This is a genomic window from Albibacillus kandeliae, from assembly GCF_003116585.1.
GTDB lineage: Bacteria > Pseudomonadota > Alphaproteobacteria > Rhodobacterales > Rhodobacteraceae > Albibacillus > Albibacillus kandeliae.
The window spans coordinates 60,989-82,841 of record NZ_QEHM01000015.1 but is presented as its reverse complement, the minus strand read 5'-3'; the positions used below and the strand labels follow the sequence as shown (position 1 = coordinate 82,841).

The window sequence follows — 21,853 nt, the reverse complement described above, 5'->3', positions numbered from 1 at the left end:
CCCGCCGAGCGCTTGAGCAGCTTGAGGGCTCCGCGCCCGGCGAGCTTGCGCCAGATCGGGAACCAGAATACCCAAACCCAACCTGCAGACTCTCGTTATGAATGAGGGACCGGCAGGGGGCAGGTCACCTTTCATCTACCTCGTCAGCCATGACATTCGTAACTCTGTGCGTGCCCTGCTGGAGCTTCCGCAATGGATCGAGGAGGACCTGCAAATCGACGGGCACCAGATTTCTGGTTCCTTGGCAGAAAACATCCGTTTGATGCACATTCACACATCTCGGTTAGACCGGATGCTGATTGATCTTCTTGTTTATTCTCGCATCGGCCGAAAGCAAACCGTTAGCGAGGTCCGTTGGGAAGATGTTGTCGACACCATTCTTGATGAAACACCCCTGCCGCCAGGTTTTCAGCTGAAACTCAACCTTGAGGAATCACGTTATCGACTTGGAGAGACTGATGCATTGACACTAGTGTCATCACTTCTATCGAACGCCATCAAACATCATGATCGACCGGAGGGAACGATCCGAATAGCGAGCCGAGATGAGAAAGATTGGCACGTTCTGTCTATCTGCGACGATGGACCAGGAATCCCCGAACGATTTCGCAACAAGGTATTTGAAGTAATGACCACACTTCGACCTCGGGACGAAATCGATGGCAGTGGAATGGGTCTCGCGAATGTTCGCAAGATTGTCACGCTCTATCAAGGTGAATGCGAATGGCTACCATCGCCCTACGGTCGAGGTTGCCACTTGGTTGTGCGATTCCCTCACCCAAAGATAGTAAATTAACGTGAGATTCGAGTAACATCAGTCAATTAAATCAACTCAACACACCCACGAAGGATGACTTCACCCCTGAGAGACAATCAACCTCAACCCAATTTCGAAGCATCTCAAGAGAAAATATCGAAGTCTCACTAGATCAAATCACCTAAGAACATGCCGTCAGCCCCTTCATTTTTGCCACCTAGCGCTCCACAACTGCCTTCAAACTCCAATCAATGCACTGGATTTCACCCCAATCGAGAGGTCAGGCATAGTCGCGCTGAACATCTTCATTACCGCAGACAACTCTTGACCAAGAATCTAGATACTGATTCTAACTTTGGAAAAGCGCACTGCCTCAAGACACTTCGCGTTAACCCAATCTTTGGAGAGGTCGCGCTAAGCCTCCAATCACAGAGTCTAGAAGATATGAAGGCACTACGAGGGTTATGATCGCTTCATCAACAGATAAGACAGCTACGCCGATCTCGGCTCTGGTCCTCGACGATAGCGCCTTTGATCGTCGGCGGATTTGCCGGATGGGCGCCGCGTTACAACTGCCGATAACTTTTGATGAGGCTGCGACGCTCGATGCCATGCGCAGTTCCCTCTCGCGCGGGACATACGATGTAATGCTGATTGACTACCACCTGAGCGAGGGAGATGGGCTCGCTGCGCTTGAACTTCTGAAGCAAGACGAGCGGAACCGGAACTCGATCAAGATCATGGTCTCGAATGACGACCGTCTCAATGTCGCGGTCAATGCGTTGAAAATGGGGTGTGACGACTACCTGAGCAAATCCGCGATCACGGCCGAGGCGCTCAGACACGCAATCTTGCAGGCGCGAGAACGTCGCGCTGCGGCGACGTTCTCGATGCAACAGCATATGCTTCGGACCATGTTGCTGGAGACGCTGTCGGATACCTTCCGTAGCCAGGCTTTTCGTCAGTCCATGCTGCCGGTTCTGGTCACCGGACTGGAGGAGGCATCCAGATCGCTTGCGGTTGCGCGGCGTCTTGAGGCCAGTCCGGGGCTTCGCGGCTATTTGCAGAGTTTTCGAGAGGACGAGGAGTTCGAGTTTGCGCGCAAACCTTCCCACCAGACGAATTGAGCCATGTGGGCCGGCTAGTGATCCTCACTCGCAACGCCATCGCGACGTTTGCGACCGTCCATACAACACCTTTCTCGCCATGGACTCTGGTAGGTGCCTGCAATGCAATGCGTTCTTTGGGCTACCTGACTCTGAATTCAAGGAGTTGTTGAGGACCGCTTACGCGACGCTCCAACTCGGCGGCGAAAAATCACCTTGGTCAAGAGTCCGCGAGTTCCTGTTCAAGCTATTGAGAAGACCAAAGCTGCTCAGGATTCCCCGAACCGTTCCTCTCAGCTATCTAGTTGACTACCCCGAGCGGCCATACCTCGCGGCCCGGAACAATCTCGGGAAAACCACCGAGAGCTACTCCACAGACGGATTGGCATCGGAGGGCTTGCGCTTCGTGTGGCTGTGGAAGGCAGTCTCGCCTGCTGCGAGTTCGATAATCTCGGAGGTTATCGTCTCCTGGCGTACGCGCCGCTCCAGCGCGACGAGTCCTTCCAGTGTTCGCTCGGTCTGGCTTTGCGCTGCAGCCATGGCGAGCATGCGGGCGTTGTTCTCGGCCGCAATCGCGTGCAGGGCCGCGCGGCAAAGGCCGGCATGCAGCGCTTCGGCAAGCAAATCCTGCAGCAAGTTTTCCCGCGAGAGGTTCAGCAATGGCGGCGACAGCGGGGCGGCACCGGGCATTGGGAGGGCGGGAAACAATTGCACACGCTCAGGTGTCGGGGCTCCTCCGGGTTGGAGACGGGTAAAGAGCGCGTCGATGCGGGGGGCGGAGGTTGCCCAGTTCGGCCCCGGCTCCAGGCCGCCCACTTTCGCACCTATTGCTGGATTGAGACAGGCTGCGAGCACTGTCTGCGTCAACTCGTCCGCGAACCGTGGAACGGCGGCGCCGTGGGTAGGCATGGGGCGGAACACCCACGGCGACATTCCTCGCTCGGCCGCGATAGACGCGCCGCGTGCGCCGACAAGACAGAGGCGTGGAGCATCGGCGCCTCCCGGTTGCGTTACTGGATCGTCGGCGAGGCGGTCCAGTAGATGTTCACTGAAGACGCCGGCAAATCCCTGCTCGGCAAGGAAGACGACCAGGATATCGACTGATTCCCGGCCGGTCACTCCGGGGGTCCCTGCTCCGAAGGAAAGGACCTGCGAGAGTGCGTTTTGAATGGTCCGGGCATAGCTGTCGACGGCAGCGACCTCTCCCTCGGCCTGCCGGACGCGGGCCGCCGCCATGCCGCGCATCGCGCCCATGACCGAGCCGAGCTTGCGGACGCTGGTGATGCGCCCCGATATCTCGGCCAGACGGTCGCTCATGCGCCCTTCACCTCGTCGGCGAGCCGGGTCAGCGCGGTAACGAGTGCCTGACGTAACACCTCCTCCAGCGGAGCGGACCCGATACTGTTGGCCTCGGGTATGCTGGAAACGTGGTCGGCGAGGGCGGTGCGGAAAGCCGTTACGCGGTCTGGCGGCAGCACGTCCAGTATTCCGGCTTGTAGTGCCAGGACGAGGCAGACCTCTTCGGAGAGGGCTATCGGGCGGTGCTGGGGTTGGCGCAGGGTCTCGCGGATGCGCGCACCACGCGCCAGTTGCGCCTTGACCCGCGTGTCGGGCATGCCACCGAAGCGCGTGAACATCTCGAGTTCGAGGAACTGGGCATAGTCGAGACGCAGGGTTTCGGCCGCATCGCGCAGAGATCGCGCCTGGGTCTTGCCGCCGACGCGGCTGACGGAGGTGCCGACGTCCACCGCCGGTTTTTGGCCTTCGTTGAACAGCTTGGAGTCGAGCACGATCTGGCCGTCGGTGATCGAGATCAGGTTGGTCGGGATATAGGCGGAGAGGTTGCCCGCGTCGGTCTCGGCCACGGGCAGCGCGGTGAGCGAGCCCCCGCCCCGGGCCTCCGCAAGCTTGGCAGCGCGTTCCAGCAGCCGGGCGTGGACATAGAAGACGTCGCCGGGATAGGCCTCGCGCCCGGGCGATTGCCGCGTCAGCAGCGCGATTTCGCGGTGGCAGGCGGCGTGCTTGGTCAGGTCGTCGAGCACGACGAGCGCATGACCACCGGTGTCGCGGAAGTATTCCGCCATCGTGGTCCCGGCGAAGGGCGCGATCCATTGCAGGCCGGCGGGCGTTGCCGGTCCGGCGACCACCACGATGGTACGCGCCAGCGCGCCGGTGGCGGTGAGCGTCTGCACGACACGCTGCACGGCCGAAGTTTTCTGGCCGATGGCGACATAGACCGAGACGATGTCGCCCTCCTGCTGGTTCAGGATGGTGTCGAGCGCGATGGTGGTCTTGCCGGTCGCCCGGTCGCCCACGATCAGCTCGCGCTGGCCGCGCCCGAGTGCGAAAAGCGTGTCGACCACGAGAGTTCCGGTCTGCACCGGCTGAGTGATGGCGGCACGTTCGATGATGCCCGGAGCCGGTCGTTCGATCGGGTCCTGGCGGATACCCTCGACCGGCCCCTTGCCATCCAGCGGGCGCCCCAGCGGGTCGACGACGCGGCCCAAAAGGCCCGGCCCTACCGGCACGCGGACGACGGCGCCGGTGCCCGAGGCGCGGGCGCCTGCCGCCACCGCCTCGGCGTGATCGAGCAGCACGGCGGCGACCCGGTCGCTGTCGAGGCTTTGTACATAGCCGGTCTGACCGCCCTCGAAGCTCAAGAGTTCGTCCAGTCGGGCGTCGGGTAGGCCCGAGAGGAAGGCGATGCCGTCGGCGACTTCCTCCACCACGCCAAAGCGTTCCACCGCCGCGCCGACCTCGGTTCGGGCAACGGCGTCGCGGGCGCGAGCGAGCCAGGTGTCTGCATCAACCATTGCGCAGGATCTCCTGTCTGAGGCGGGCGAGGCCGTCGCGCCAGTCGCTTCTGACCACGAGGTGAGGCCCGGACAGTTCGAGGCCGGCGACAAGGCCCGGATCGGTTTGGAAGGTCAGGTTCAGGGGGCTGGTGAAGGCGTGCGACAGCCGGTCGCGGAGGCCCTGCTGTTCCGCCGGGTCGAGCGCGGCGGGGGAACAGAGCGACACCGAGGCGGCGAGGGTCGCGCGGTCATCCTCGGAGAGGGCACCGACCTGATCGAGGATGCGGTCGAGCGCGGCGGAGCGCAGCGCCGGACCGTCGAGCTCGCACCCGAGCCGGGCGGCCATGTCGACCGCGAGGTCGACCGCCCGTTCCCCGAGCGCGGCTTCGGCGGCCACCCCGGCGGCGGCGATGCGGTCTTTTGCGGCCTCCTCGATCCGGCCCGCCTCCTCCCGCGCGGCGGCGATGATCCTTGATTTTTCGGCCTCGCCCTGGCGTGCGGCATCGGCCAGTGCGGCGGCACGGTCGGCCTCGATCCCGGCCAGCCTGCGCTCCAGCTCGGCCTCAGCCGCGCGGGCCTCTTGGCGGCTGGCCTCGGCCTCGGCCATCACTTTCTCGGTTTCGGCCCGCCGCGCCGCGATCATGTCCGCCAGCGGACGCCACAGCACGCGCGAGAGCAGCCAGATCAGGACCGCCGCGTTGACGGTCTGCAGCAGCAGGGTGGACCAGTCGAAGGACATCAGGAGATGAAGGGATTGGCGAAGAGCAGGAGCAGCGCGACCACAAGGCAGTAGATTGCCGTGGTTTCGATCATCGCAAGGCCGACGAAGAGGGTCCGCGAGATGGAGTTCGCGGCCTCCGGCTGGCGGGCGATGGCGTCCATCGCGGCAGCCACGGCGCGCCCCTCGCCCAGTGCCGGGCCCAAGGCGCCGAAGGCCACCGAGAAGGCGGCGCCGAGGATGCTGACGATTGCAATCCAGTCCATTGGGTCAGTCCTTTTCTGTTTCCGGATGTTCGGTAGCCTCGGCCACCGTCGAGGAGATGAAGACCATTGCGAGCACGGCGAAGATGTAGGCCTGGACCAGCCCGGTCAGCAGGTCGAGCGCCATGAAGGGGATCGGAACCAGCAGCCCGGCCAGCGACAGCACGATGCCGATCACGAAGACGCCGCTCATCACGTTGCCGAAGAGGCGGACCAGCAGGGAGAAGGTGCGGGTGATGCTCTCGATGAAATTCAGCGGGATCATCAGCGGCGTGGGCGCGGCAAAGCTCTTGAGATAGCCTCGGGCGCCGCCGGCTTTCAACCCGTACCAGATGACCGCGAAGAAGACGAGGATGGCGAGGCCCGCGTCGGTTTCGAGGTGTGCTGTCGGCGGTTCGACCCCGGGGATCATCGAACTCCAGTTGGCCACGAGGATGAAGAGGAACAGCGTCCCGATGAAGGCGCGGTAGGGTCCGGGTTCGGTGCGCATGGTCTCGCGGATCTGGCTGTCGACAAGGTCGCAGAGCAGTTCGGCGACAGACTGCACGGTCGAAGGATCGCGCCTGAGGCGGCGGGTGATCAGCCATGACCCGGCGACCAGAACGGCCATGATGACCCATGTGGTCACCACCGTCTCGGCGATGGGAACGGAGCCGATGTGAAAGAGGATGGTGTTCTCGAGCGGCGACTTCATTGCATCCTCCGCGCGGCGCGCATGGCGATGGCGCGCCCGACGGCGAGGCCGCAGCCCGCTGCGATCAGCGCGGGCGCGCCGGCCAGCGCGGCGAGCACCAGTACTGCGATGGTCAGCGCAAAGCGCAGGGCAGTCAGGCCGAGCGCACGGCCGGTCGCGGTGTCGTGGATCAGCGCCTCGGTGCCGATGCGCAGCATTCGGAAGTGCAACCAGCCGGTCAGGACGCCGGCCGGCAGCGCCCAGAGGATATGCCAGTAGCTCCCGGTCATGTGCGCATGATCCATTTCCATGCGGCGTAGGCGCCAATTCCGAGCCCAACGAAGAGCAGCGGAGCGCTGAAGAATATGCCAGTGTCGAAGGTCCGGTCCAGCCAGCGGCCGAGGAAGAGCGCACCCAGCGTCGGCAGCACGATCAGCCAGCCCAGAACCCCGATCTGCCCCAGCCGGCGCGAAAAGGAGACTTCGCCCTCCGCCTTCCAGCGGCGCTCGCGCTCGGCGCGTTTGCGGGCGGCCTCGGCCAGACGCTCTTCCTTGACCATCAGTAGCCCTCCCGCCGGGCACCGCGGCCGAAGGTCTCGACGATCTGCCGGATGGCGGCAAGTTGCAGGCGGGTGGCGTCCACATGTTCGGTACGATGCGCGTCCTCCTCCTGCTGAAAGCGAGAGAGCACTTCGTCCGAGAGCTTTTCGAGGTCGTCCCCCGGCACCGCTTCGCGGGTGCTGAGGTGGATGGCGTTGCCGCCGGTGACCGTCAGCACCCCGCCCCGCACCGCCGCGTGATGGCGTTTTCCGTCCGCGCCGGTCCAGCTGGCGACCGAGATCGAGAGCACGGTCAGGAAATCGGCGTGCCCCTGCAGAACCCCGAACCGGCCGCTGGCATCCTCGGCGGTGAAGGAGGTCACCCCGTCTGCCTCGACGGCGACCGCGAGGGGCGTGACGATCGAGAGCTTCATGCCGCCGCCTTCTCCTTGTCGCGGGCCTCTTCGAGGGTGCCGATCATGTAGAGCGAGCTTTCCGCCCAGTCGTCGGTTTCCCCGGCGAGGATCGCCTTGCAGCCCGCCAGCGTCTCCTCGCGCGAAACGCTGCGCCCCGGGGTGCCGGTAAAGCCCTCGGTCACCGCGAAAGGCTGGGTCAGGAAGCGTTTCAGCCGCCGCGCTCGGGCCACCGTCTTGCGGTCCGCGGCGCTCAATTCCTCTGTCCCGAGCAGCGAGATGATGTCCTGAAGATCGCGGAACCGGGCCAGTACGGCGCGAACCTGGTTCGCGATCTCGTAATGCTCGGTCCCGACGACATCGGGATCGAGCAGCAGCGAGGAGGATTCGAGAGGGTCGACCGCCGGGTAGAATCCTTCGGCGGCGAGGGACCGCGAGAGGACGATGGAGCTGTCCATATGGGCCGAGAGCGCGGTGACGGCCGGGTCGGTGAAATCGTCTGCCGGAACGTAGACGGCCTGAATCGCGGTAACCGCCGCCCCGGCCACCGAGGCGATGCGCTCTTCGAGCGCGGCGACCTCGGAGGCGAGCGTGGGCTGGTAACCGACGCGACTGGGCAACCGGCCCAGCAGGCCCGAAACCTCGCCGCCCGCCTGCACGAAGCGAAAGACGTTATCCATCATCAGCAGCACGTTGCGATGACTGCGGTCGCGGAAGTCCTCGGCGATGGCGAGTGCGGTCAGCGGAACCCGCCAGCGCGCGCCGGGCGGTTCGTTCATCTGCCCGTAGATCAGCGCGGTGCGTGCGATCACGCCCGAGGCGGTCATGTCCGAGAGCATCTCGTGCCCCTCGCGCGAGCGTTCGCCAACCCCGGCGAAGATCGAGATGCCCTGATATTTCTCGACCATGGCGTGGATCAGTTCCATCACCAGGACGGTCTTGCCGACCCCTGCCCCGCCGAACATCGCGGCCTTGCCGCCGCGCGACAGCGGCAGCAGCAGGTCGATCACCTTGATACCCGTCTCGAAGACCGAGACCCCGGTTTCCGCCCGGTCGAAGGCGGGCGGCGCCCCGTGGATCGGGTGGCGCTGGGTGTCCTCGGGAAAGGGTTCGCCGCCATCCCGCGGCGTTCCGGTCACGTCCAGCAAGCGGCCGAGCACTGCCTCGCCCACCGGCACCATCAGCGGGGCGAGGGTTGCGTTGACGCGGACACCCCGCGCCAGACCCGAGGTCGACTGAAAGGCGATGGCGCGCACCGTCCGTTCGTCCAGGTGGCCGTGCACTTCGAGCGTGAGGGGGTGGTCGCCGTCCCACTCCACCTCGAGAACGGTTTCGATGGGCGGGAGCGTTTCGGGAAAGACCACATCCACGACGGGCCCCCGCACGGCAGACACGAGACCGAGGCTGGCTTGGGCAAGGGGCATGATCCGACCAATATTACGGCGCGACGGCAGAAACCGCCGCTCGACTTAACCTAAACGCACTTGGCGTCCCCTCTCCTTGAGGTAAGTCAAATGGCCAATGCCGGAGAAATCAAGGACATTTCTCCGGGCCAGCTCTTTTTGGCGCATCCCTACGGATTGGCGCGCGAGGGGTTACCAGGCGTTGAAGGACAGGTACTTTCCTGACATCTCGATCTTGACCCGGTCGCCCTTTTCGTGGGGCACGCGGATCACCTCCATGTCGAAGTCGATGGCGCTCATGATGCCGTCGCCGAACTTTTCGTGGATCAGCGCCTTGATGGTCGGGCCGTAGACGCCGACGATCTCGTAGAGGCGATAGATGCAGGGATCGGTCGGAACCGCCTGCTCCCAGACCTTCGTAGGGCTCTCCTGCAGGAGCTCTGCCGCGCCCTCGGGCAGGTCGAGAAGGTCGGCCAGCGCCACCGCCTTGGCCTCGGGCATGGCGTTCATGCCCATGCAGGCGGAATGGGTCCAGACCGGGGACATGCCGATGGCCTCGGCGACGCCTTCCCATGTCAGGCCCGCGCGCTTCTTGCCCACGAGGATCAGCGCGGTCACGTCTTCGCGGCTGAGCAGTTCGGTGGTGGTCAGGTCCTTCATCTTCGGTCCTCCTGTCAGGGTGAGGTCAGCCGCCCATGTGGACGGCAAGGATGAGGCAGACCACGGCAAGGATGGCCGAGACGGTCTGCCAGAAACGAACCGGGTTGCGCTCGGCGAGCGGCACCTGCCGGTCTGCGCGCCAGCCCGCGCCGGGGCGGCGCAGGTCGGCAACGAATTCGGAGAGCGCGTCGTAGCGGCGCGCCGGATCGGGATGGCAGGCCCGCCGGAGCGCCGCATCCATCCAGCCGGGAACGCCGCTCTGTTCGTCGCGCGCGCTGGCGTAGCCCAGCCGCCGCTGGTCGGCCAGTGACCGCACCCGCGCCACCTGTGCCCCGTAGGGCAGACGGCCGGTGAGCATTTCGTAGGCGATGACCCCCAGCGAGAACTGGTCTGACCGCCAGCTGACCATGTCGCCTGACAGGTACTCGGGCGCGGTGTACTGAAAGGTGCCCGGCATCTCTCCCAGCGTGCCCGGCGCCGCCTCTTCCACGCCCGCCACGGTGGTCGAGCCGAGGTCGATGATCTTCACCGTTCCGTCGCGGTCCAGCATAATGTTCTCGGGCCGGAGATCCTGATGGATCATCTCCTTGCGGTGAAACACCCGGAGCCCCCGCGCGATCTGGTCGGTGATGTCGCGCACCTCCTCCTGCGACGGTCTGGGGTTGTCCGTCATCCACTGGCGCAGCGTCTGGCCCTCGACGTATTCGGCCAGGGTGTAGAGCGCCGTGCGCGTCCCGAGCGCGGGGGCCCGCAGGACGTGGGGGCTGATCATCCGGCGGGCGATCCATTCCTCCAGCATGAAGCGGCGGAGGTAGTCGGGATCCTCGCGCATTTCCGAGGAGGGGATCTTTAGGGCGACCTTGCCGCCCTCCTCCACCTCGGCGAGATAGACGTGGCTGCGCGCGCTCGCGTGCAGCTCGCGCAGGATCCGGTAGCCGTCGATCCAGTCGCCGGCTCGTGGGAGGGGTGGGACCGGAAGCTGGCCGGCACCGGCCAGAACCGAGGCGGCGCCCACCTCCGGCAGGCTCTCGATGCGGGCGACCTGCACGGTGAGGTTGTCGTCGCTCCCCCGCTCCATCGCATGCAGGGCGATGGCACGGGCGGCCTCGTCCGCGTCGGGCTGGTCGCGGAGGATTGCGAGGACGGTGCGCGCCTCCCAGTGGTCGTGCACGCCATCGGTGGTCAGCAGGAAGGTGTCACCGAGCGACAGGTCGCTGGCCAGGTAATCGGGCTCGACGCGGGGCTCCGCGCCCATCGCCCGCGCGAGCCAGCCGCCGCCCCCGGGACGGGAGATGCGATGCGCCTGCGTGAGCGGTTCGAGGCTCTGCCCCGAGACCCGCCAGACCGCGCTGTCGCCGATATTGAAGACGTGGGCGCACCGCCCCTTCAGCACCAGTGCCGTCAGGGTGCAGAGGCCCCAGCGGTCGACGTCGGGCTGACCGCCCTGCAGGTTGCGGGAATGGAGCCATGCGTTGGCCGCCGCCACGACGCGGTTGACCGAGGTGCGCGCGGTCCATGCGTCGGAGGTGGCGTAATGATCGCTCAGCAGGCTGACGACCGCGATCTGGGCCGCCTCGGCACTGGTGTCAGAGGTCGAGATGCCGTCGGCGATGGCTAGGGTGATGCCCTTCAGTCCGAGAGCAGCGCCCTCGGGCACCACCGCGCCGTGGAAGTCCTGGTTCCGCGGCTTGCGGCCCGCATCGGAATACTGGCCGATGCGGACCGTCAAGGTGGGGGAAAGGGTCATGTCCTTGGCCATCGCTGCCTCAGCTGAGGGAGAACGGGCCCGGCCGTGGACAGCCGGGCCCCGGGGATCGGCCCTTACTCGGCGGGCATGCCGACCGCGTCGGCGTTACGGGCAAGCGCCGCATTCCGCTTGGGCGATTCCTTGAAGTGGGTGGCGTAGATCATGCCGCCGACGAAGGTCAGACCACCGACGAGGTTGCCGATCACGGTCGGAATCTCGTTGAACAGGAAGTAGTCCATCCAGGTGAACTGGCCGCCCAGCATGATGCCGCTCGGGAAGAGGAACATGTTCACGATGGAGTGCTCGAACCCGAGGTAGAAGAAGACGAGGATCGGCATCCACATTGCCATGATCTTGCCCGAGACCGAGTTCGACATCATCGCGGCGACGACGCCGGTCGAGACCATCCAGTTGCACATCACGGCGCGCACGAAGAGGGTCAGCATCCCGCCGAACCCGGCGGCGGCATAGCCCAGCGTCCGGCCCTCGCCGATTTGGCCGATCTTCTGGCCGACCTCGTTCGGTTCGGTGGTGAAGCCCATGGTGAAGATGATCGCCATGAACAGCGCGACAGTCAGCGCGCCCGCGAAGTTGCCGCAGAAGACGAGGCCCCAGTTACGCAGCACACCGCTCCAGGTGCAGCCCGGACGCTTGGCGATGACCGCCAGCGGCGCGAGGGTGAACACGCCGGTCAGCAGGTCGAAGCCCAGCAGGTAGAGCGTGCAGAAGCCGACTGGGAAGAGCAGCGAGGCGACGAGGAAGTTGCCGGTGTTGACCGCGATGGTGACGGCAAAGGCCGCCGCAAGCGCGAGGATGGCACCCGCCATGTAGGCGCGGATCAGGGTGTCCTTGGTGGACATGAAGATCTTGGATTCGCCGGCGTCGACCATCTTGGCCGCGAATTCCTTGGGCTGGATATATGACATATCGAAGTCCTTTCAGTAGGTTGCAGCCAGTCAGGCCGTAAGGTTGAGGTAGATGTCCCGCCCGTCGAGACGGATGGGAAAGGAGGCGGTCCGCCCCTCGTCGGCGCCCTGTGCGGCGCCGGTTTCAAGTGAGATCACCCAGTTGTGCAGGGGGCAGGTCACGCAGCCGTCATGCACGATGCCCTGCGAGAGCGGCCCGTTCCTGTGCGGGCACTTGTCTTCAAGAGCGAAGACGCGGTCGTCGGCGGTGCGGAAGACGGCGATGGTCATCGCGCCGTTCGTGACGCAACGCGCGCCTTGCGCGGGGATGTCGTCGATGGTGCCGACATGGCGCCAGTCGATCGCGGTATCGCGGCTGATCGCGTTCATTCTGCGGGCTCCGTGACGGTGGTTGCGGTTGCGGGGGCATCGCCAAAGACGGCGAGCGGCTTGAATTCGTGCTTGTCCACGCCCGAGACACGTTCGGACCAGGGGTCGGACTGGCTGAATTTCTGCGAATGGACGAAGCGTTCGTAATAGGCGCGGCGGCTGTCGAGATCGTCGAGGATCGCGGCCTTGACGGTGTCGTAGCCGACCCGCTCGGCCCATTTGTAGATGCGCTCTAGGTAGAAGCCCTGCTCGCGGTACATCTGGGTCACGGCGCCCGCGATCTCGATCACCTCCTCCTCGGTCTTCACGGTGCCGAGTTCGGTGGTGCCCTGGATGTGGAGGCCAGCCGCGCCGCCGTAGACGATCTGGTAGCCGCTATCGACGCAGATCACGCCGATGTCCTTGCAGGTCGCCTCGGCGCAGTTTCTCGGGCAGCCGGTCACGGCAAGCTTGACCTTGGCCGGGGTCCATGAGCCCCAGAGGAACTTTTCGAGCTTGATGCCGAGGCCGGTGGAGTCTTGCGTGCCGAAGCGGCACCAGGTCGAGCCGACGCAGGTCTTTACCGTGCGCAGGCCCTTGGCATAGGCGTGGCCCGAGACCATCCCGGCCTTGTTCAGGTCCTCCCAGACCGCCGGGAGGTCTTCCTTGCGGACGCCCAGCAGGTCGATGCGCTGGCCGCCGGTGACCTTGACGTCGGGAATGTTGAACTTGTCCACCACGTTGGCGATGGCGCGGAGTTCGTCGGACGAGGTCATACCGCCCCACATCCGGGGCACGACAGAATAGGTGCCGTCCTTCTGGATGTTAGCATGCACGCGCTCGTTGATGAAACGGCTCTGCTGGTCGTCCCTGTATTCGCCCGGCCAGTCGCTCAGCAGGTAGTAGTTGAGCGCCGGGCGGCACTTGGCGCAGCCGCCGGAGGTCTTCCACTCCAGCTCCTGCATCACGGCGGGGATGCTCTTGAGCCCCTTCGCCACGATCAGGCGGCGCACGTCGCCGTGGCCAAGATCGGTGCAGCCGCACATGCCCTCGGCCTTCTTGGCGAATTGGTCGCCGAGGGTCAGGGCCATGACGCCCTCCACCAGACCGGTGCAGGTTCCGCAGGAAGCGGAGGCCTTGGTATGGGCGCGCACCTCTGCGAGGGTGCTTAGGCCCTTGTCCCTGATGGCGTTGACGATGGTGCCCTTGCAGATGCCGTTGCACCCGCAGATCTCCGCATCGTCGGAGAGATTGGCAATGGCGGCCAGGGGGTCCGCCGCGCCGGTGCCCTGACGGGCCTGCCCGAAGATCAGCGTATCGCGCAGTGCGGACACGTCCTCGCCTGACTTCAGAAATTCGTTGTACCAGGTGCCGTCGGCCACGTCGCCGTAGAGGACGGTGCCGATCACCTTGTTGTTCTTCAGAATGATGCGCTTGTAGGTGCCCCGGTTGGCGTCGCGCAGCACGATGTCTTCGAAGCCGGGGCCGTCACCGAATTCACCGACCGAGTAGAGGTTCACGCCGGTGACCTTCAGCTTGGTCGGTGTCTCGGCGTGGGCAAAAGCGGCGTCGGAGGCGCCCGCGAGGTGCGTGGCCGCGACCTTGGCCATCTGGTAGAGCGGCGCGACGAGGCCATACACGCGGCAATCGACCTCGACGCATTCCCCGACCGAGAAGATATCGGGATCGGAGGTGCGCATCGCGCTGTCGGTCACGATGCCACGCTGAACCTCAAGCCCCGCGTCCCTGGCCAGCTGGGTGTTCGGGCGGATGCCGACGGCCATCACCACCAGCGAGGCGTCGATCAGGGTGCCGTCTTCCAGCTCGACCTGCTCGACCTTCTCCTGTCCGTGGATCGCCTTGGTGTTCGCGCCGCAGATCACCTCGATACCGCGGGATTCCAGCTCCTTCTGGAGCAGGTAGCCGGCGGCGGGGTCAAGCTGACGTTCCATCAGGGTCGGCATCAGGTGCAGGACGGTCACGTCCATGCCCTGCGCCTTGAGTCCGGCGGCGGCTTCGAGACCGAGGAGGCCGCCGCCGATCACCACGGCGCGCCCACCGGCTGCGGCGGCACGGGTCATCCCCTCGACGTCGTCGAGGTCGCGATAGGCCAGTACGCCGGGCAGCGTATGTCCGGGCACAGGGATGATGAAGGGATTGGAACCGGTGGCGACCACCAGTTTGTCATAGGCGGCGGTGATGCCGCCCGCGCTGGTCACCGTCCGGGCGTCGCGGTCGATCGCCACCACCTTGTGACCCTTGTGCAGGGCGATGTTGCGGGCCGCGTACCAGGCGTCGTCGTGGATGACGATATCGTCGAAGGACTTCTCGCCCGACAGGACCGGCGACAGCATGATGCGGTCGTAGTTCACGCGTGGTTCTGCGTTGAAGATGGTGACGTCGAAGGCATCGGGAGCAAGGTCGAACAGGTGCTCCAGCATGCGGCCGGGGGCCATGCCGTTACCGATGATGACGAGTTTCTGCTTGGTCATAGGGGCTCTCCGGGTGTGCGAATGCGGAACCGGAAAGCCGGGGCCGCGGCGATTTCTGTCAGGGAAAGCAATGCGTTGAACGCGCTGCAAAACCCACGATCCGAGCGTGTCGGTTCGAAGATGCAGCATCGTTGCTGCGCGCCCGTTCGAGGGCTCTTGACGGAAATTGCCGCGCCGTTGCGGCTGAGGATGGACCTGATCCATCCGTTCGTACTAGTGGCTACCGGGATCGCCGGAACCGGGCAAGATTTTTGTCGGTTCCCGCGGGAATCGCACCGCGGGGGCCCGTATCAGGGGGCGACCTGCCTAGATCACAGGCATGTGACTACCCCGATTGCCCAGCTTCGCGGCATATCGGGGGCCGGCCTGGAGCGCCTCGCCGACCGGACACAACCGAATCGTTCCACGCACAGCCCGGGGTGAGTCGGCCTGCGAGTCGCTTGCCCCGGCAGTTGTGTCTGACGGCGTGAGTCAGGCCGGTGCCAACATCTCGCGGCGGAGTTTCAGGGCCAGGTCCGGCCGGTCGGAGGTCAGGTGACCGACACCGCGCGCCAGCCATGCCCGCATGACATCCGGCTCATTGATCGTCCACGCGCAGAGCCGCTCCACGGGCCAGAGGCGCAGCACGTCGTCATAGACCGAGGCAAAGAAGTCGTGCCGCAGCGCCACTATGTCGGCAAGGTCCGCCACTTCGGCGAAGAAGGCTTCGAGCCCGCCGCACTTGCCCACCCAGTTGGCGTCGGCGGAGACCAGAAGCGGGATCTCGGGGCTGTGTTCGCGGCAGTCTCTGAGGACACCGAGGTCGAAGGAGGTCAGGTGCGACCGGTCGGCAACGCCCATCGCCCTGAGCCGGTCCGCGACCAGCCCCGCGATATCGGGATAGGCCCTGCCCTGCGCGTCGAGCTTGATCTCGACGTGCAGTTGCACGTTTGCAGGGGCCAGTACCGTCAGCACTTCGTCCAGCGTCGGGATCCCCTCGGCGGCGTCCTTCAGCAGTGTCGCCGCCCGTTCCTCCGGCAGCAGGGCGCGCACCTCGCCCATGCCCTCGGTGGTGCGTTCCAGTGTGGCGTCGTGGATCACCACCAGTTCGCCCGCGTCCGTGAGGTGGACGTCGAACTCGATGGCGTCACAACCGAGCCTCGCCGCCTCGCGGAAGCCGGTCAGCGAATTCTCGGCCCAGAGGTCGCGGGCCCCGCGGTGGCCTGTGATGGCAGTCATGTCAGTCTCCTTAAGGGATCAGCGGATAGTCGGGTCGAGCTTGTCGCGCAGCCAGTCGCCGACGAGCGAGATGGAAAGGGTGGTCAGCATGATCACCACGGCGGGCCCCAGCATGATCCAGGGGGCCGTGGTCAGATACTCGCGGCCAAAGCCGACCATGTTGCCAAGGCTGGTTTCCGGGGGCTGCACCCCGAGTCCGAGAAACGACAGGCCGGATTCCATCAAGATGATCTCGGGGAAGGTCAGCGTCATCGACACGATCAGGGTCGAGGCGACATTGGGCAGGATATGGTGCAGGTAGACCCGGCGTGGCGTGGCGCCAAGCTGGACCACTGCCGCCGCATAGCCCTGTGCGCCCGCCGAAATGGCAAGGCCCCGCGCGATGCGGGCGTAGCGCTCCCATCCGTAGAAGCCCATGAGGCAGACCAGCAGCCACATGGACGAGCCGAAGAAGGCCAGCACCGCAAGCGACATGATCAGGAAGGGCAGCGCGGCCTGGAAGTCGGCCAGCATCACCACGAAGTGCTCGACCACCCCGCGGAACTGCGCGGCGAGAAAGCCGAGCGTGGTGCCGAAGACCGCCGAGATGATCGTGGCGCCGAAGGCGATGACCAGCGAGACGCGCACCGACTGGATCAGTCGCGACAGCACATCGCGGCCCAGTTCGTCGGTGCCGAGCCAGTGCCCCGGCGTGCCCGGCGGCGAGAGCCGGGCGGAGAGGTCCATCTGGGTGATGTCGTAGGGCCGGACCCAGTTGGCGAAGAGGGCGCAGAGCACCATGAGCGCGAGCCAGAGCATCCCGAAGCCAACGGCGGGGGGGACCGAGGTAGCGGCGCGCAGGACGCCCCGGCGGCGGGTTGGTGTTTCGGAGGGGTTGGCAAAGGTCATCGTGACGCTCCTCTCAATGCGCGGGCTGCGCGCGCAGGCGCGGGTCGAGCCAGCCATAGAGCAGGTCGACCACGAGGTTGGACACCACCATGACCGCCGCGATCAGCAACAGGATGCACTGCACTACGGCAAGGTCGCGGTTCGAGACCGAGACGATCAGCAGCCGCCCGATGCCGGGCCAGCTGAAGATAGTCTCGACCACCACGGCTCCCGCGATCAGCGAGCCGACCATGAAGCCCACGATGGTGACGATCGGCACAGCGGCATTGGGGAGTGCATGGCCGCGCACCACGTCGCGCCATTTCACTCCCTTGGCAGAAGCGGTGCGGATGTAGGGCTGGCCCAGCACCTCGATCATCGCCGAGCGCGAGAAACGCGCGAGGATGCCGATGCCGCCGATGGAAATGGTGATGGCGGGTAGGATGGCGTGCTGCCAGGTCCCTATCCCGCCGGAGGGGAGCACCCCGAGGGTGACGGCGAAGATCAGCACGAGGACGAGCCCCATCACGAAGGAGGGGATGGTGAAGCCAAGGATGGCAAGGAAGATGACCCCACGATCCAACGCGCTGTCGCGGTGCAGGGCGGCGTAGATACCGGCGGGGATGCCGATCCCCAGCTTGAGCAGCAGGGCCGGGATGGTCAGTTGCAGGGTCGCAGGGATCCGCTCCATCACGAGGTCGATGGCGGGCGAGCGGTCCCGCATGGAGAGGCCGAAGTCGCCCGAGAAGATGGCGCCGAGGTAGGACAGGTATTGCTGCCAGAGCGGCGCATCGAGGCCCCATTGCTTGCGGAAGGCGTCGATCACGTTCTGCGGCACGTCGGGGCCCAACAATACCTCGGCCGGGTCGCCCGACATGCGCAGGACGACAAAGGCGAAGGTCATCACCGCCAGTATGGTGACGAGGGCGCGCAGGAGGCGGAGGGAAACAAAGCGGATCATCTGTCGCTCCTCAGGCGGCACGCGTGGCGCGGGCGCCGGTGACGTGGTGGCAGGCGGCGGTCTGGCCGGGCGCCACCGGGATCAGGTCGGGCACTTGCCCGCGGCAGATATCGGTCGCGCGGGCGCAACGGGGGTGAAAGGCACAGCCGCTGGGGCGACGGGCCGGGTTCGGCGGCTCGCCCTGCAGGATCACGCGGGAGTCGAGGGCGCGCCCCGGTTCCGGAACCGACGAGATCAGCGCCTGTGTGTAGGGATGCTGCGGGTTCGCGAAGAGCTCTTCCGAGGGCCCCTCCTCCACGATGCGGCCGAGGTACATCACCGCCACCCGGTCGCAGAGGTTGCGGACGACCTTCAGGTCGTGACTGATGAAGACCATGCTGAGACGGCCGTCGCCCTGCAACTCGCGCAGCAGGTTCACCACCTGCGCCTGGATCGACACGTCGAGCGCCGAGACCGGCTCGTCGCAGACCAGCAGGTCGGGATCGGTCGCCAGTGCCCGGGCGATCACCACGCGCTGCCGCTGCCCGCCCGAAAGTTCGTGCGGATAGCGGCCCGCCTGATCCGGGCGCAGCCCCACCGCGCGCATCAGTTCGGCCACCCGCGCTTCGCGTTGCTCTGGCGTGCCGACGCGGTGGATATCGAGCGGTTCGCGGATCTGGGTGGCGATGGTCAGGCGGCGGTCCAGCGCGGCCAGCGGATCCTGGTAGACCATCTGCATTCGAGCCCGCAACGCCCGCCAGGCCTGGGTTCCGGCCTCGGGCAGTTGCTGGCCGTCGAACTGCACGGTGCCGCCCTGCGCCGGATCGACGCCCAGCAGCAGGCGCCCGAGGGTGGACTTGCCCGACCCGCTCTCGCCGACGATGCCAAGCGTCTCGCCCCGGTTCACCCGCAGGCTGACGCCATCGACGGCGCGCACCGGCACGGCCTTGCCGAAGAGGCCCTTGCGGCCCGCGTAGACGCGGACGAGGTCGTTGGCTTCAAGCAGCGGGCTCATTGCAGCATTCCTTCGCGCCGAACCTCTCGCTCGACCTCTTCGCTGCCTTCCGGCAGCGGAAAGGCGCAGGCGAGCTTGCGCCCGTCCTTCTGCGCCAGCAGGTCCGGGCGCTCGCTCTGGCAGAAGCCGCGGGCGTGGGCGCACCTTGGTTGGAAGGCGCATCCCTTTGGCAGGTTGCGCGGATCGGGTACGGTGCCGGGGATCGGCACCAGCGGCGTGCGCGGCCCGTGCAGACGCGGGATCGCGTCAAACAGGCCACGGGTATAGGGATGGCGGGGGCGCTCGAACAGCAGCCCGACCGCGCCCTGCTCGACGATACGGCCCGCGTACATCACGCAGACCCGTTCGCAGACCTGCGCCACGGCACCGAGGTCATGGCTGATGAAGACGATGGCCATGTTCATCTCGGCCCGGAGGCGGGCAAGGAGATCGAGGATCTGGGCCTGGATCGTCGCGTCGAGCGCCGTTGTCGGCTCATCGGCGATCAACAGGTCGGGTTCGCCCGCCAGCGCCATCGCGATCATCAGCCGCTGACACTGGCCGCCCGAGAATTCGTGGGGATAGAGGGAGAAACGGCCCCGGGCGTCGGGGATGCCGACCATGTCCATGAGCCGCAGCGCCTCGCGCCGGGCGTCGTTCCCCGTGAGGCCGCGATGCAGCCGCAGCGCCTCGCACAGCTGCCGGCCGACCTTCAGTACCGGGTTCAGGGCCGAGGACGGATCCTGGAAGATCATCGCGATGCGCCCGCCCCGCACCTTTTCCAGCTTGGCCTGCGGCGCGCCGGATAGGTCGGTCTCGCCAAGGGTCACCGTTCCGCTGACCTTTGCCTTGGAGGGCAGCAGCCCCAGTGCCGCCAGCCAGGTCACCGACTTGCCGCAGCCGCTCTCGCCGACAAGGCCCAGCGCTTCGCCGGGTCTCACGTCCAGGTCGATGCCGTGAAGCACCGGTACCCCGTCGAAGGCGACCCGCAGGTCGCGGATCTCGACCAGGTTGGCCATGATCCCTCCTTTCTCGTCAATCTAACCGGCCAGGCGGAGGGCCCGGCCGAAACGGGAAATCCCCGGCGGGCACAGGGCCCGCCGGGGGAACTCGGTTCGGATGGCTCAGCCGTTGCTGGGCCAGTTCGAGGCGCGGAAGTCCATCGCGAAGGCCGGGGCGGCCTTCCAGCCGAGGGACGACTTCATACCGGTGAAGACGGCGTTCTGGTGCAGCACCTGATAGGCCGGGTCCTCGCGCTCCGCGATTTCCAGCATCCGGGCGATGGCTTTCTTGCGCTGCGCGCGGTCGGTCGAGGTTTCCATCACGATCGACAGGTCGTTCAACTCGGCGTTGGACCAGTCCTTCTTCTGCTGCATCTCGCCGTTCGGGCCGAACTGCACCACCATCGGGGTGATCGGGTCGTTGATGGTGTTCGAGGCCGACCAGTCGCGCACGCCCTTGACGCCCGCGGGGTCGTGAATCTGGCCCCAGTTCTCCTTCATCTCGATCTCGACGTTCAGGCCGACCTGCTTCCACATCTCGACCATGATCTGCCCGTTGGCAGTCTGGTTGGTGTAGTAGTTGTTGAGCAGGCGATAGGGGATCGCATCGCCCTTGTAGCCAGCCTGTTTCAGCAGGTCGCGGGCCAGTTCGGGGTTGTACTCGGGAACGGTCCAGCCCTCGATGAACATGTCCGAGCTGCGGAAGCTCTCGAACTGCAGACCGGCGGGGATGTTGGTCATCCCGCCCCAGAGCGCCTGCACGATGGCCTCGCGGTCGATGGCGTGGGTCATGGCGCGGCGGACCAGCGGGTCGGCCAGGATCTCGTTCTGGGTGTTGAAGACCGAGATGCGGTGGTTCCAGATGGTCGAGTTCTGCACCTCGAAACCGTCGACGCCCGAGACATTCTTGATCTGGTCCGGCGGCAGGTCGCAGGCAAAGTCATACTCGCCCGACAGCAGGCCGTTCACGCGGCTCGCCACTTCGGGCACTTCCACGAAGGTGATGCGTTCCAGCGGCGGACGGCCACCCCAGTAGTCGTCGAAGGCGCGCAGCGTCAGCGACACGTCGGGGCGATATTCCTCGACGTAGTAGGGGCCGGTGGTGACGGGCTTGGCCGCCCAATCGGCGTAGGTCGCCGCTTCGTCCCAGGCGCGGCGGTTCAGGATCTGGCTGCCACCGGCGTAGAGGCGGCCTTCCAGTGTCACATCCGGCGTCGCGTTGTGGAAGCGCACGGTGTACTTGTCGACGATCTCGACCCCGGCCAGCGAGGGCCACTTGCGGCGGCCGATTCCCGGCACGTTGGCGGGCAGGTCCTTGGCGGTTTCGGGCTTGTAGTCCTCGGCGAAGATGGTCTTGCCACCCGCCGGTTCGGTATCGCCGAACACGCGCTCGGGCGAGAAGGAGAAGGCCACGTCCTCGGCCGTCATCTCGTCGCCGTTGTGGAACCTGACGCCCTCGCGCAGTTTCAGCTCCAGCGTCTTGTCGTCGATGCGGTGCCAGTCGGTTGCGAGACCGGGAACGGGGCCCTGGTTGCCCATCCAGTCACGCAGGATCAGGCCTTCCCACAGGTTCGGGTAGAGCACGCGCTCACCCACGTTGGACTGTTCGTTCCACGGGTCGAGCGTGTTGTTGTTGGTGATCTTCTGAACGGCCACCACCACCGAGGGGCGGGCGCCCTGTGCGCGCAGGTAGCCGGGCAGCATCAGGCTGCTGGCGGTGGCGCCCATCAGGCCAAGCGCATGGCGTCGATTAAGTCGGATCATGTCTGTCTCCTCGTGGCCCGGGTCACTGTTTCTTGCGGGGGTGAACGCGCCGGGCTCTTTGGGTTGGAGGGTCAGGCCGCCCATCGCGACCGTCAACGAGGCCCTAAGAAGCCGGGTTTCATGACAGTTCGACGACGCTTTGATTACCGTTCGGCGAAATTTGGAGTTTCACTCCACATACCCACACAAAGGTGGAGTTTTGTAATCATCCTGTCACAAGAGAGACATAA

22 protein-coding genes are annotated in these 21,853 nt (G+C 65.6%); 2 read left to right on the top strand and 20 right to left on the bottom strand.

Features of this window, described 5'->3' with window-relative positions; genetic code table 11:
* Positions 1-97: 97 nt before the first annotated feature.
* Both DDT93_RS25235 and DDT93_RS25230 read left to right on the top strand, forming a co-directional pair.
* A complete protein-coding gene (locus tag DDT93_RS25235) occupies positions 98-796 on the top strand; it encodes a sensor histidine kinase (RefSeq protein ID WP_109468696.1) in 699 nt (232 codons plus the stop codon).
* A gap of 425 nt (positions 797-1,221) precedes the next feature.
* Positions 1,222-1,884, top strand: a complete 663-nt coding sequence (locus tag DDT93_RS25230; RefSeq protein WP_109468695.1) for a response regulator — start codon at positions 1,222-1,224, stop codon at positions 1,882-1,884.
* Between the two features lie 345 nt (positions 1,885-2,229).
* On the opposite strand, the gene DDT93_RS25225 is transcribed toward DDT93_RS25230, so the two are convergent.
* The 20 genes from DDT93_RS25225 to DDT93_RS25130 all read right to left on the bottom strand — a co-directional run bounded on the left by DDT93_RS25225 (position 2,230) and on the right by DDT93_RS25130 (position 21,623).
* Positions 2,230-3,180 carry a F0F1 ATP synthase subunit gamma gene (locus DDT93_RS25225; protein WP_109468694.1) on the bottom strand — a complete coding sequence of 317 codons (951 nt, stop codon included), beginning with the start codon at positions 3,178-3,180 and terminating at the stop codon, positions 2,230-2,232.
* Positions 3,177-4,676, bottom strand: coding sequence for a F0F1 ATP synthase subunit alpha (locus tag DDT93_RS25220; protein ID WP_109468693.1), 1,500 nt, complete (start codon positions 4,674-4,676; stop codon positions 3,177-3,179). The genes DDT93_RS25225 and DDT93_RS25220 overlap by 4 nt, the downstream gene beginning before the upstream one ends.
* Positions 4,669-5,397, bottom strand: a complete 729-nt coding sequence (locus DDT93_RS25215) for a F0F1 ATP synthase subunit B family protein (protein WP_109468692.1) — start codon at positions 5,395-5,397, stop codon at positions 4,669-4,671. Before DDT93_RS25215 ends, DDT93_RS25220 begins: the two co-directional genes overlap by 8 nt.
* The gene (locus DDT93_RS25210; RefSeq protein WP_109468691.1) at positions 5,397-5,642 is read right to left on the bottom strand and encodes a F0F1 ATP synthase subunit C; all 246 of its coding nucleotides are present in this window, start codon (positions 5,640-5,642) and stop codon (positions 5,397-5,399) included. The genes DDT93_RS25215 and DDT93_RS25210 overlap by 1 nt, the downstream gene beginning before the upstream one ends.
* A 4-nt stretch (positions 5,643-5,646) precedes the next feature.
* Positions 5,647-6,333 (bottom strand): F0F1 ATP synthase subunit A, encoded by a 687-nt coding sequence (locus DDT93_RS25205; RefSeq protein WP_109468690.1) that lies wholly within the window; start codon positions 6,331-6,333, stop codon positions 5,647-5,649.
* Positions 6,330-6,602, bottom strand: coding sequence for an N-ATPase subunit AtpR (locus DDT93_RS25200; RefSeq protein WP_157960292.1), 273 nt, complete (start codon positions 6,600-6,602; stop codon positions 6,330-6,332). The genes DDT93_RS25205 and DDT93_RS25200 overlap by 4 nt, the downstream gene beginning before the upstream one ends.
* Positions 6,599-6,871 carry an AtpZ/AtpI family protein gene (locus tag DDT93_RS25195; RefSeq protein WP_109468688.1) on the bottom strand — a complete coding sequence of 91 codons (273 nt, stop codon included), beginning with the start codon at positions 6,869-6,871 and terminating at the stop codon, positions 6,599-6,601. Before DDT93_RS25195 ends, DDT93_RS25200 begins: the two co-directional genes overlap by 4 nt.
* Complete coding sequence (locus DDT93_RS25190) at positions 6,871-7,284, bottom strand: F0F1 ATP synthase subunit epsilon (protein WP_109468687.1); 414 nt, start codon at positions 7,282-7,284, stop codon at positions 6,871-6,873. Before DDT93_RS25190 ends, DDT93_RS25195 begins: the two co-directional genes overlap by 1 nt.
* Positions 7,281-8,687 (bottom strand): F0F1 ATP synthase subunit beta, encoded by a 1,407-nt coding sequence (gene atpD / locus DDT93_RS25185; RefSeq protein WP_109468686.1) that lies wholly within the window; start codon positions 8,685-8,687, stop codon positions 7,281-7,283. The genes DDT93_RS25190 and atpD overlap by 4 nt, the downstream gene beginning before the upstream one ends.
* Positions 8,688-8,858: 171 nt before the next feature.
* The gene (gene cynS / locus DDT93_RS25180) at positions 8,859-9,326 is read right to left on the bottom strand and encodes a cyanase (RefSeq protein WP_109468685.1); all 468 of its coding nucleotides are present in this window, start codon (positions 9,324-9,326) and stop codon (positions 8,859-8,861) included.
* Between the two features lie 25 nt (positions 9,327-9,351).
* A complete protein-coding gene (locus tag DDT93_RS25175; protein ID WP_109468700.1) occupies positions 9,352-11,073 on the bottom strand; it encodes a bifunctional protein-serine/threonine kinase/phosphatase in 1,722 nt (573 codons plus the stop codon).
* Between the two features lie 74 nt (positions 11,074-11,147).
* A complete protein-coding gene (locus DDT93_RS25170) occupies positions 11,148-11,999 on the bottom strand; it encodes a formate/nitrite transporter family protein (RefSeq protein WP_109468684.1) in 852 nt (283 codons plus the stop codon).
* A 30-nt stretch (positions 12,000-12,029) separates the two neighbouring features.
* Positions 12,030-12,368: a nitrite reductase small subunit NirD gene (nirD, locus tag DDT93_RS25165; protein ID WP_109468683.1), complete on the bottom strand. Its 339-nt coding sequence runs from the start codon at positions 12,366-12,368 to the stop codon at positions 12,030-12,032.
* A complete protein-coding gene (nirB, locus tag DDT93_RS25160) occupies positions 12,365-14,839 on the bottom strand; it encodes a nitrite reductase large subunit NirB (RefSeq protein WP_109468682.1) in 2,475 nt (824 codons plus the stop codon). Before nirB ends, nirD begins: the two co-directional genes overlap by 4 nt.
* A 471-nt stretch (positions 14,840-15,310) precedes the next feature.
* Positions 15,311-16,057: a glycerophosphodiester phosphodiesterase family protein gene (locus tag DDT93_RS25155; RefSeq protein WP_109468681.1), complete on the bottom strand. Its 747-nt coding sequence runs from the start codon at positions 16,055-16,057 to the stop codon at positions 15,311-15,313.
* A gap of 18 nt (positions 16,058-16,075) precedes the next feature.
* Positions 16,076-16,945 (bottom strand): ABC transporter permease, encoded by an 870-nt coding sequence (locus DDT93_RS25150; protein ID WP_109468680.1) that lies wholly within the window; start codon positions 16,943-16,945, stop codon positions 16,076-16,078.
* Between the two features lie 13 nt (positions 16,946-16,958).
* On the bottom strand, positions 16,959-17,885 hold the full coding sequence (locus DDT93_RS25145) for an ABC transporter permease (RefSeq protein ID WP_109468679.1): 927 nt from the start codon (positions 17,883-17,885) through the stop codon (positions 16,959-16,961).
* Positions 17,886-17,895: 10 nt separating this feature from the next.
* Positions 17,896-18,879 carry an ABC transporter ATP-binding protein gene (locus tag DDT93_RS25140; RefSeq protein ID WP_109468678.1) on the bottom strand — a complete coding sequence of 328 codons (984 nt, stop codon included), beginning with the start codon at positions 18,877-18,879 and terminating at the stop codon, positions 17,896-17,898.
* Positions 18,876-19,877, bottom strand: a complete 1,002-nt coding sequence (locus DDT93_RS25135) for an ABC transporter ATP-binding protein (protein WP_109468677.1) — start codon at positions 19,875-19,877, stop codon at positions 18,876-18,878. The genes DDT93_RS25140 and DDT93_RS25135 overlap by 4 nt, the downstream gene beginning before the upstream one ends.
* A 105-nt stretch (positions 19,878-19,982) precedes the next feature.
* Positions 19,983-21,623 (bottom strand): ABC transporter substrate-binding protein, encoded by a 1,641-nt coding sequence (locus tag DDT93_RS25130; RefSeq protein WP_109468676.1) that lies wholly within the window; start codon positions 21,621-21,623, stop codon positions 19,983-19,985.
* Positions 21,624-21,853: the final 230 nt, after the last annotated feature.

What these genes read in the sequence shown, in the direction of transcription:
- nirB (WP_109468682.1), bottom strand. Translation starts at nt 14,839, where the DNA reads ATGACCAAGCAGAAACTCGTCATCATCGGTAACGGCATGGCCCCCGGC.
- DDT93_RS25205 (WP_109468690.1), bottom strand. Translation starts at nt 6,333, where the DNA reads ATGAAGTCGCCGCTCGAGAACACCATCCTCTTTCACATCGGCTCCGTT.
- cynS (WP_109468685.1), bottom strand. Translation starts at nt 9,326, where the DNA reads ATGAAGGACCTGACCACCACCGAACTGCTCAGCCGCGAAGACGTGACC.
- DDT93_RS25150 (WP_109468680.1), bottom strand. Translation starts at nt 16,945, where the DNA reads ATGACCTTTGCCAACCCCTCCGAAACACCAACCCGCCGCCGGGGCGTC.
- DDT93_RS25235 (WP_109468696.1), top strand. Translation starts at nt 98, where the DNA reads ATGAATGAGGGACCGGCAGGGGGCAGGTCACCTTTCATCTACCTCGTC.
- DDT93_RS25155 (WP_109468681.1), bottom strand. Translation starts at nt 16,057, where the DNA reads ATGACTGCCATCACAGGCCACCGCGGGGCCCGCGACCTCTGGGCCGAG.
- DDT93_RS25170 (WP_109468684.1), bottom strand. Translation starts at nt 11,999, where the DNA reads ATGTCATATATCCAGCCCAAGGAATTCGCGGCCAAGATGGTCGACGCC.
- DDT93_RS25230 (WP_109468695.1), top strand. Translation starts at nt 1,222, where the DNA reads ATGATCGCTTCATCAACAGATAAGACAGCTACGCCGATCTCGGCTCTG.
- DDT93_RS25195 (WP_109468688.1), bottom strand. Translation starts at nt 6,871, where the DNA reads ATGGTCAAGGAAGAGCGTCTGGCCGAGGCCGCCCGCAAACGCGCCGAG.
- DDT93_RS25175 (WP_109468700.1), bottom strand. Translation starts at nt 11,073, where the DNA reads ATGACCCTTTCCCCCACCTTGACGGTCCGCATCGGCCAGTATTCCGAT.
- DDT93_RS25145 (WP_109468679.1), bottom strand. Translation starts at nt 17,885, where the DNA reads ATGATCCGCTTTGTTTCCCTCCGCCTCCTGCGCGCCCTCGTCACCATA.
- DDT93_RS25140 (WP_109468678.1), bottom strand. Translation starts at nt 18,879, where the DNA reads ATGAGCCCGCTGCTTGAAGCCAACGACCTCGTCCGCGTCTACGCGGGC.
- DDT93_RS25190 (WP_109468687.1), bottom strand. Translation starts at nt 7,284, where the DNA reads ATGAAGCTCTCGATCGTCACGCCCCTCGCGGTCGCCGTCGAGGCAGAC.
- DDT93_RS25215 (WP_109468692.1), bottom strand. Translation starts at nt 5,397, where the DNA reads ATGTCCTTCGACTGGTCCACCCTGCTGCTGCAGACCGTCAACGCGGCG.
- DDT93_RS25200 (WP_157960292.1), bottom strand. Translation starts at nt 6,602, where the DNA reads ATGACCGGGAGCTACTGGCATATCCTCTGGGCGCTGCCGGCCGGCGTC.
- DDT93_RS25225 (WP_109468694.1), bottom strand. Translation starts at nt 3,180, where the DNA reads ATGAGCGACCGTCTGGCCGAGATATCGGGGCGCATCACCAGCGTCCGC.
- DDT93_RS25210 (WP_109468691.1), bottom strand. Translation starts at nt 5,642, where the DNA reads ATGGACTGGATTGCAATCGTCAGCATCCTCGGCGCCGCCTTCTCGGTG.
- nirD (WP_109468683.1), bottom strand. Translation starts at nt 12,368, where the DNA reads ATGAACGCGATCAGCCGCGATACCGCGATCGACTGGCGCCATGTCGGC.
- DDT93_RS25135 (WP_109468677.1), bottom strand. Translation starts at nt 19,877, where the DNA reads ATGGCCAACCTGGTCGAGATCCGCGACCTGCGGGTCGCCTTCGACGGG.
- DDT93_RS25220 (WP_109468693.1), bottom strand. Translation starts at nt 4,676, where the DNA reads ATGGTTGATGCAGACACCTGGCTCGCTCGCGCCCGCGACGCCGTTGCC.
- DDT93_RS25130 (WP_109468676.1), bottom strand. Translation starts at nt 21,623, where the DNA reads ATGATCCGACTTAATCGACGCCATGCGCTTGGCCTGATGGGCGCCACC.
- atpD (WP_109468686.1), bottom strand. Translation starts at nt 8,687, where the DNA reads ATGCCCCTTGCCCAAGCCAGCCTCGGTCTCGTGTCTGCCGTGCGGGGG.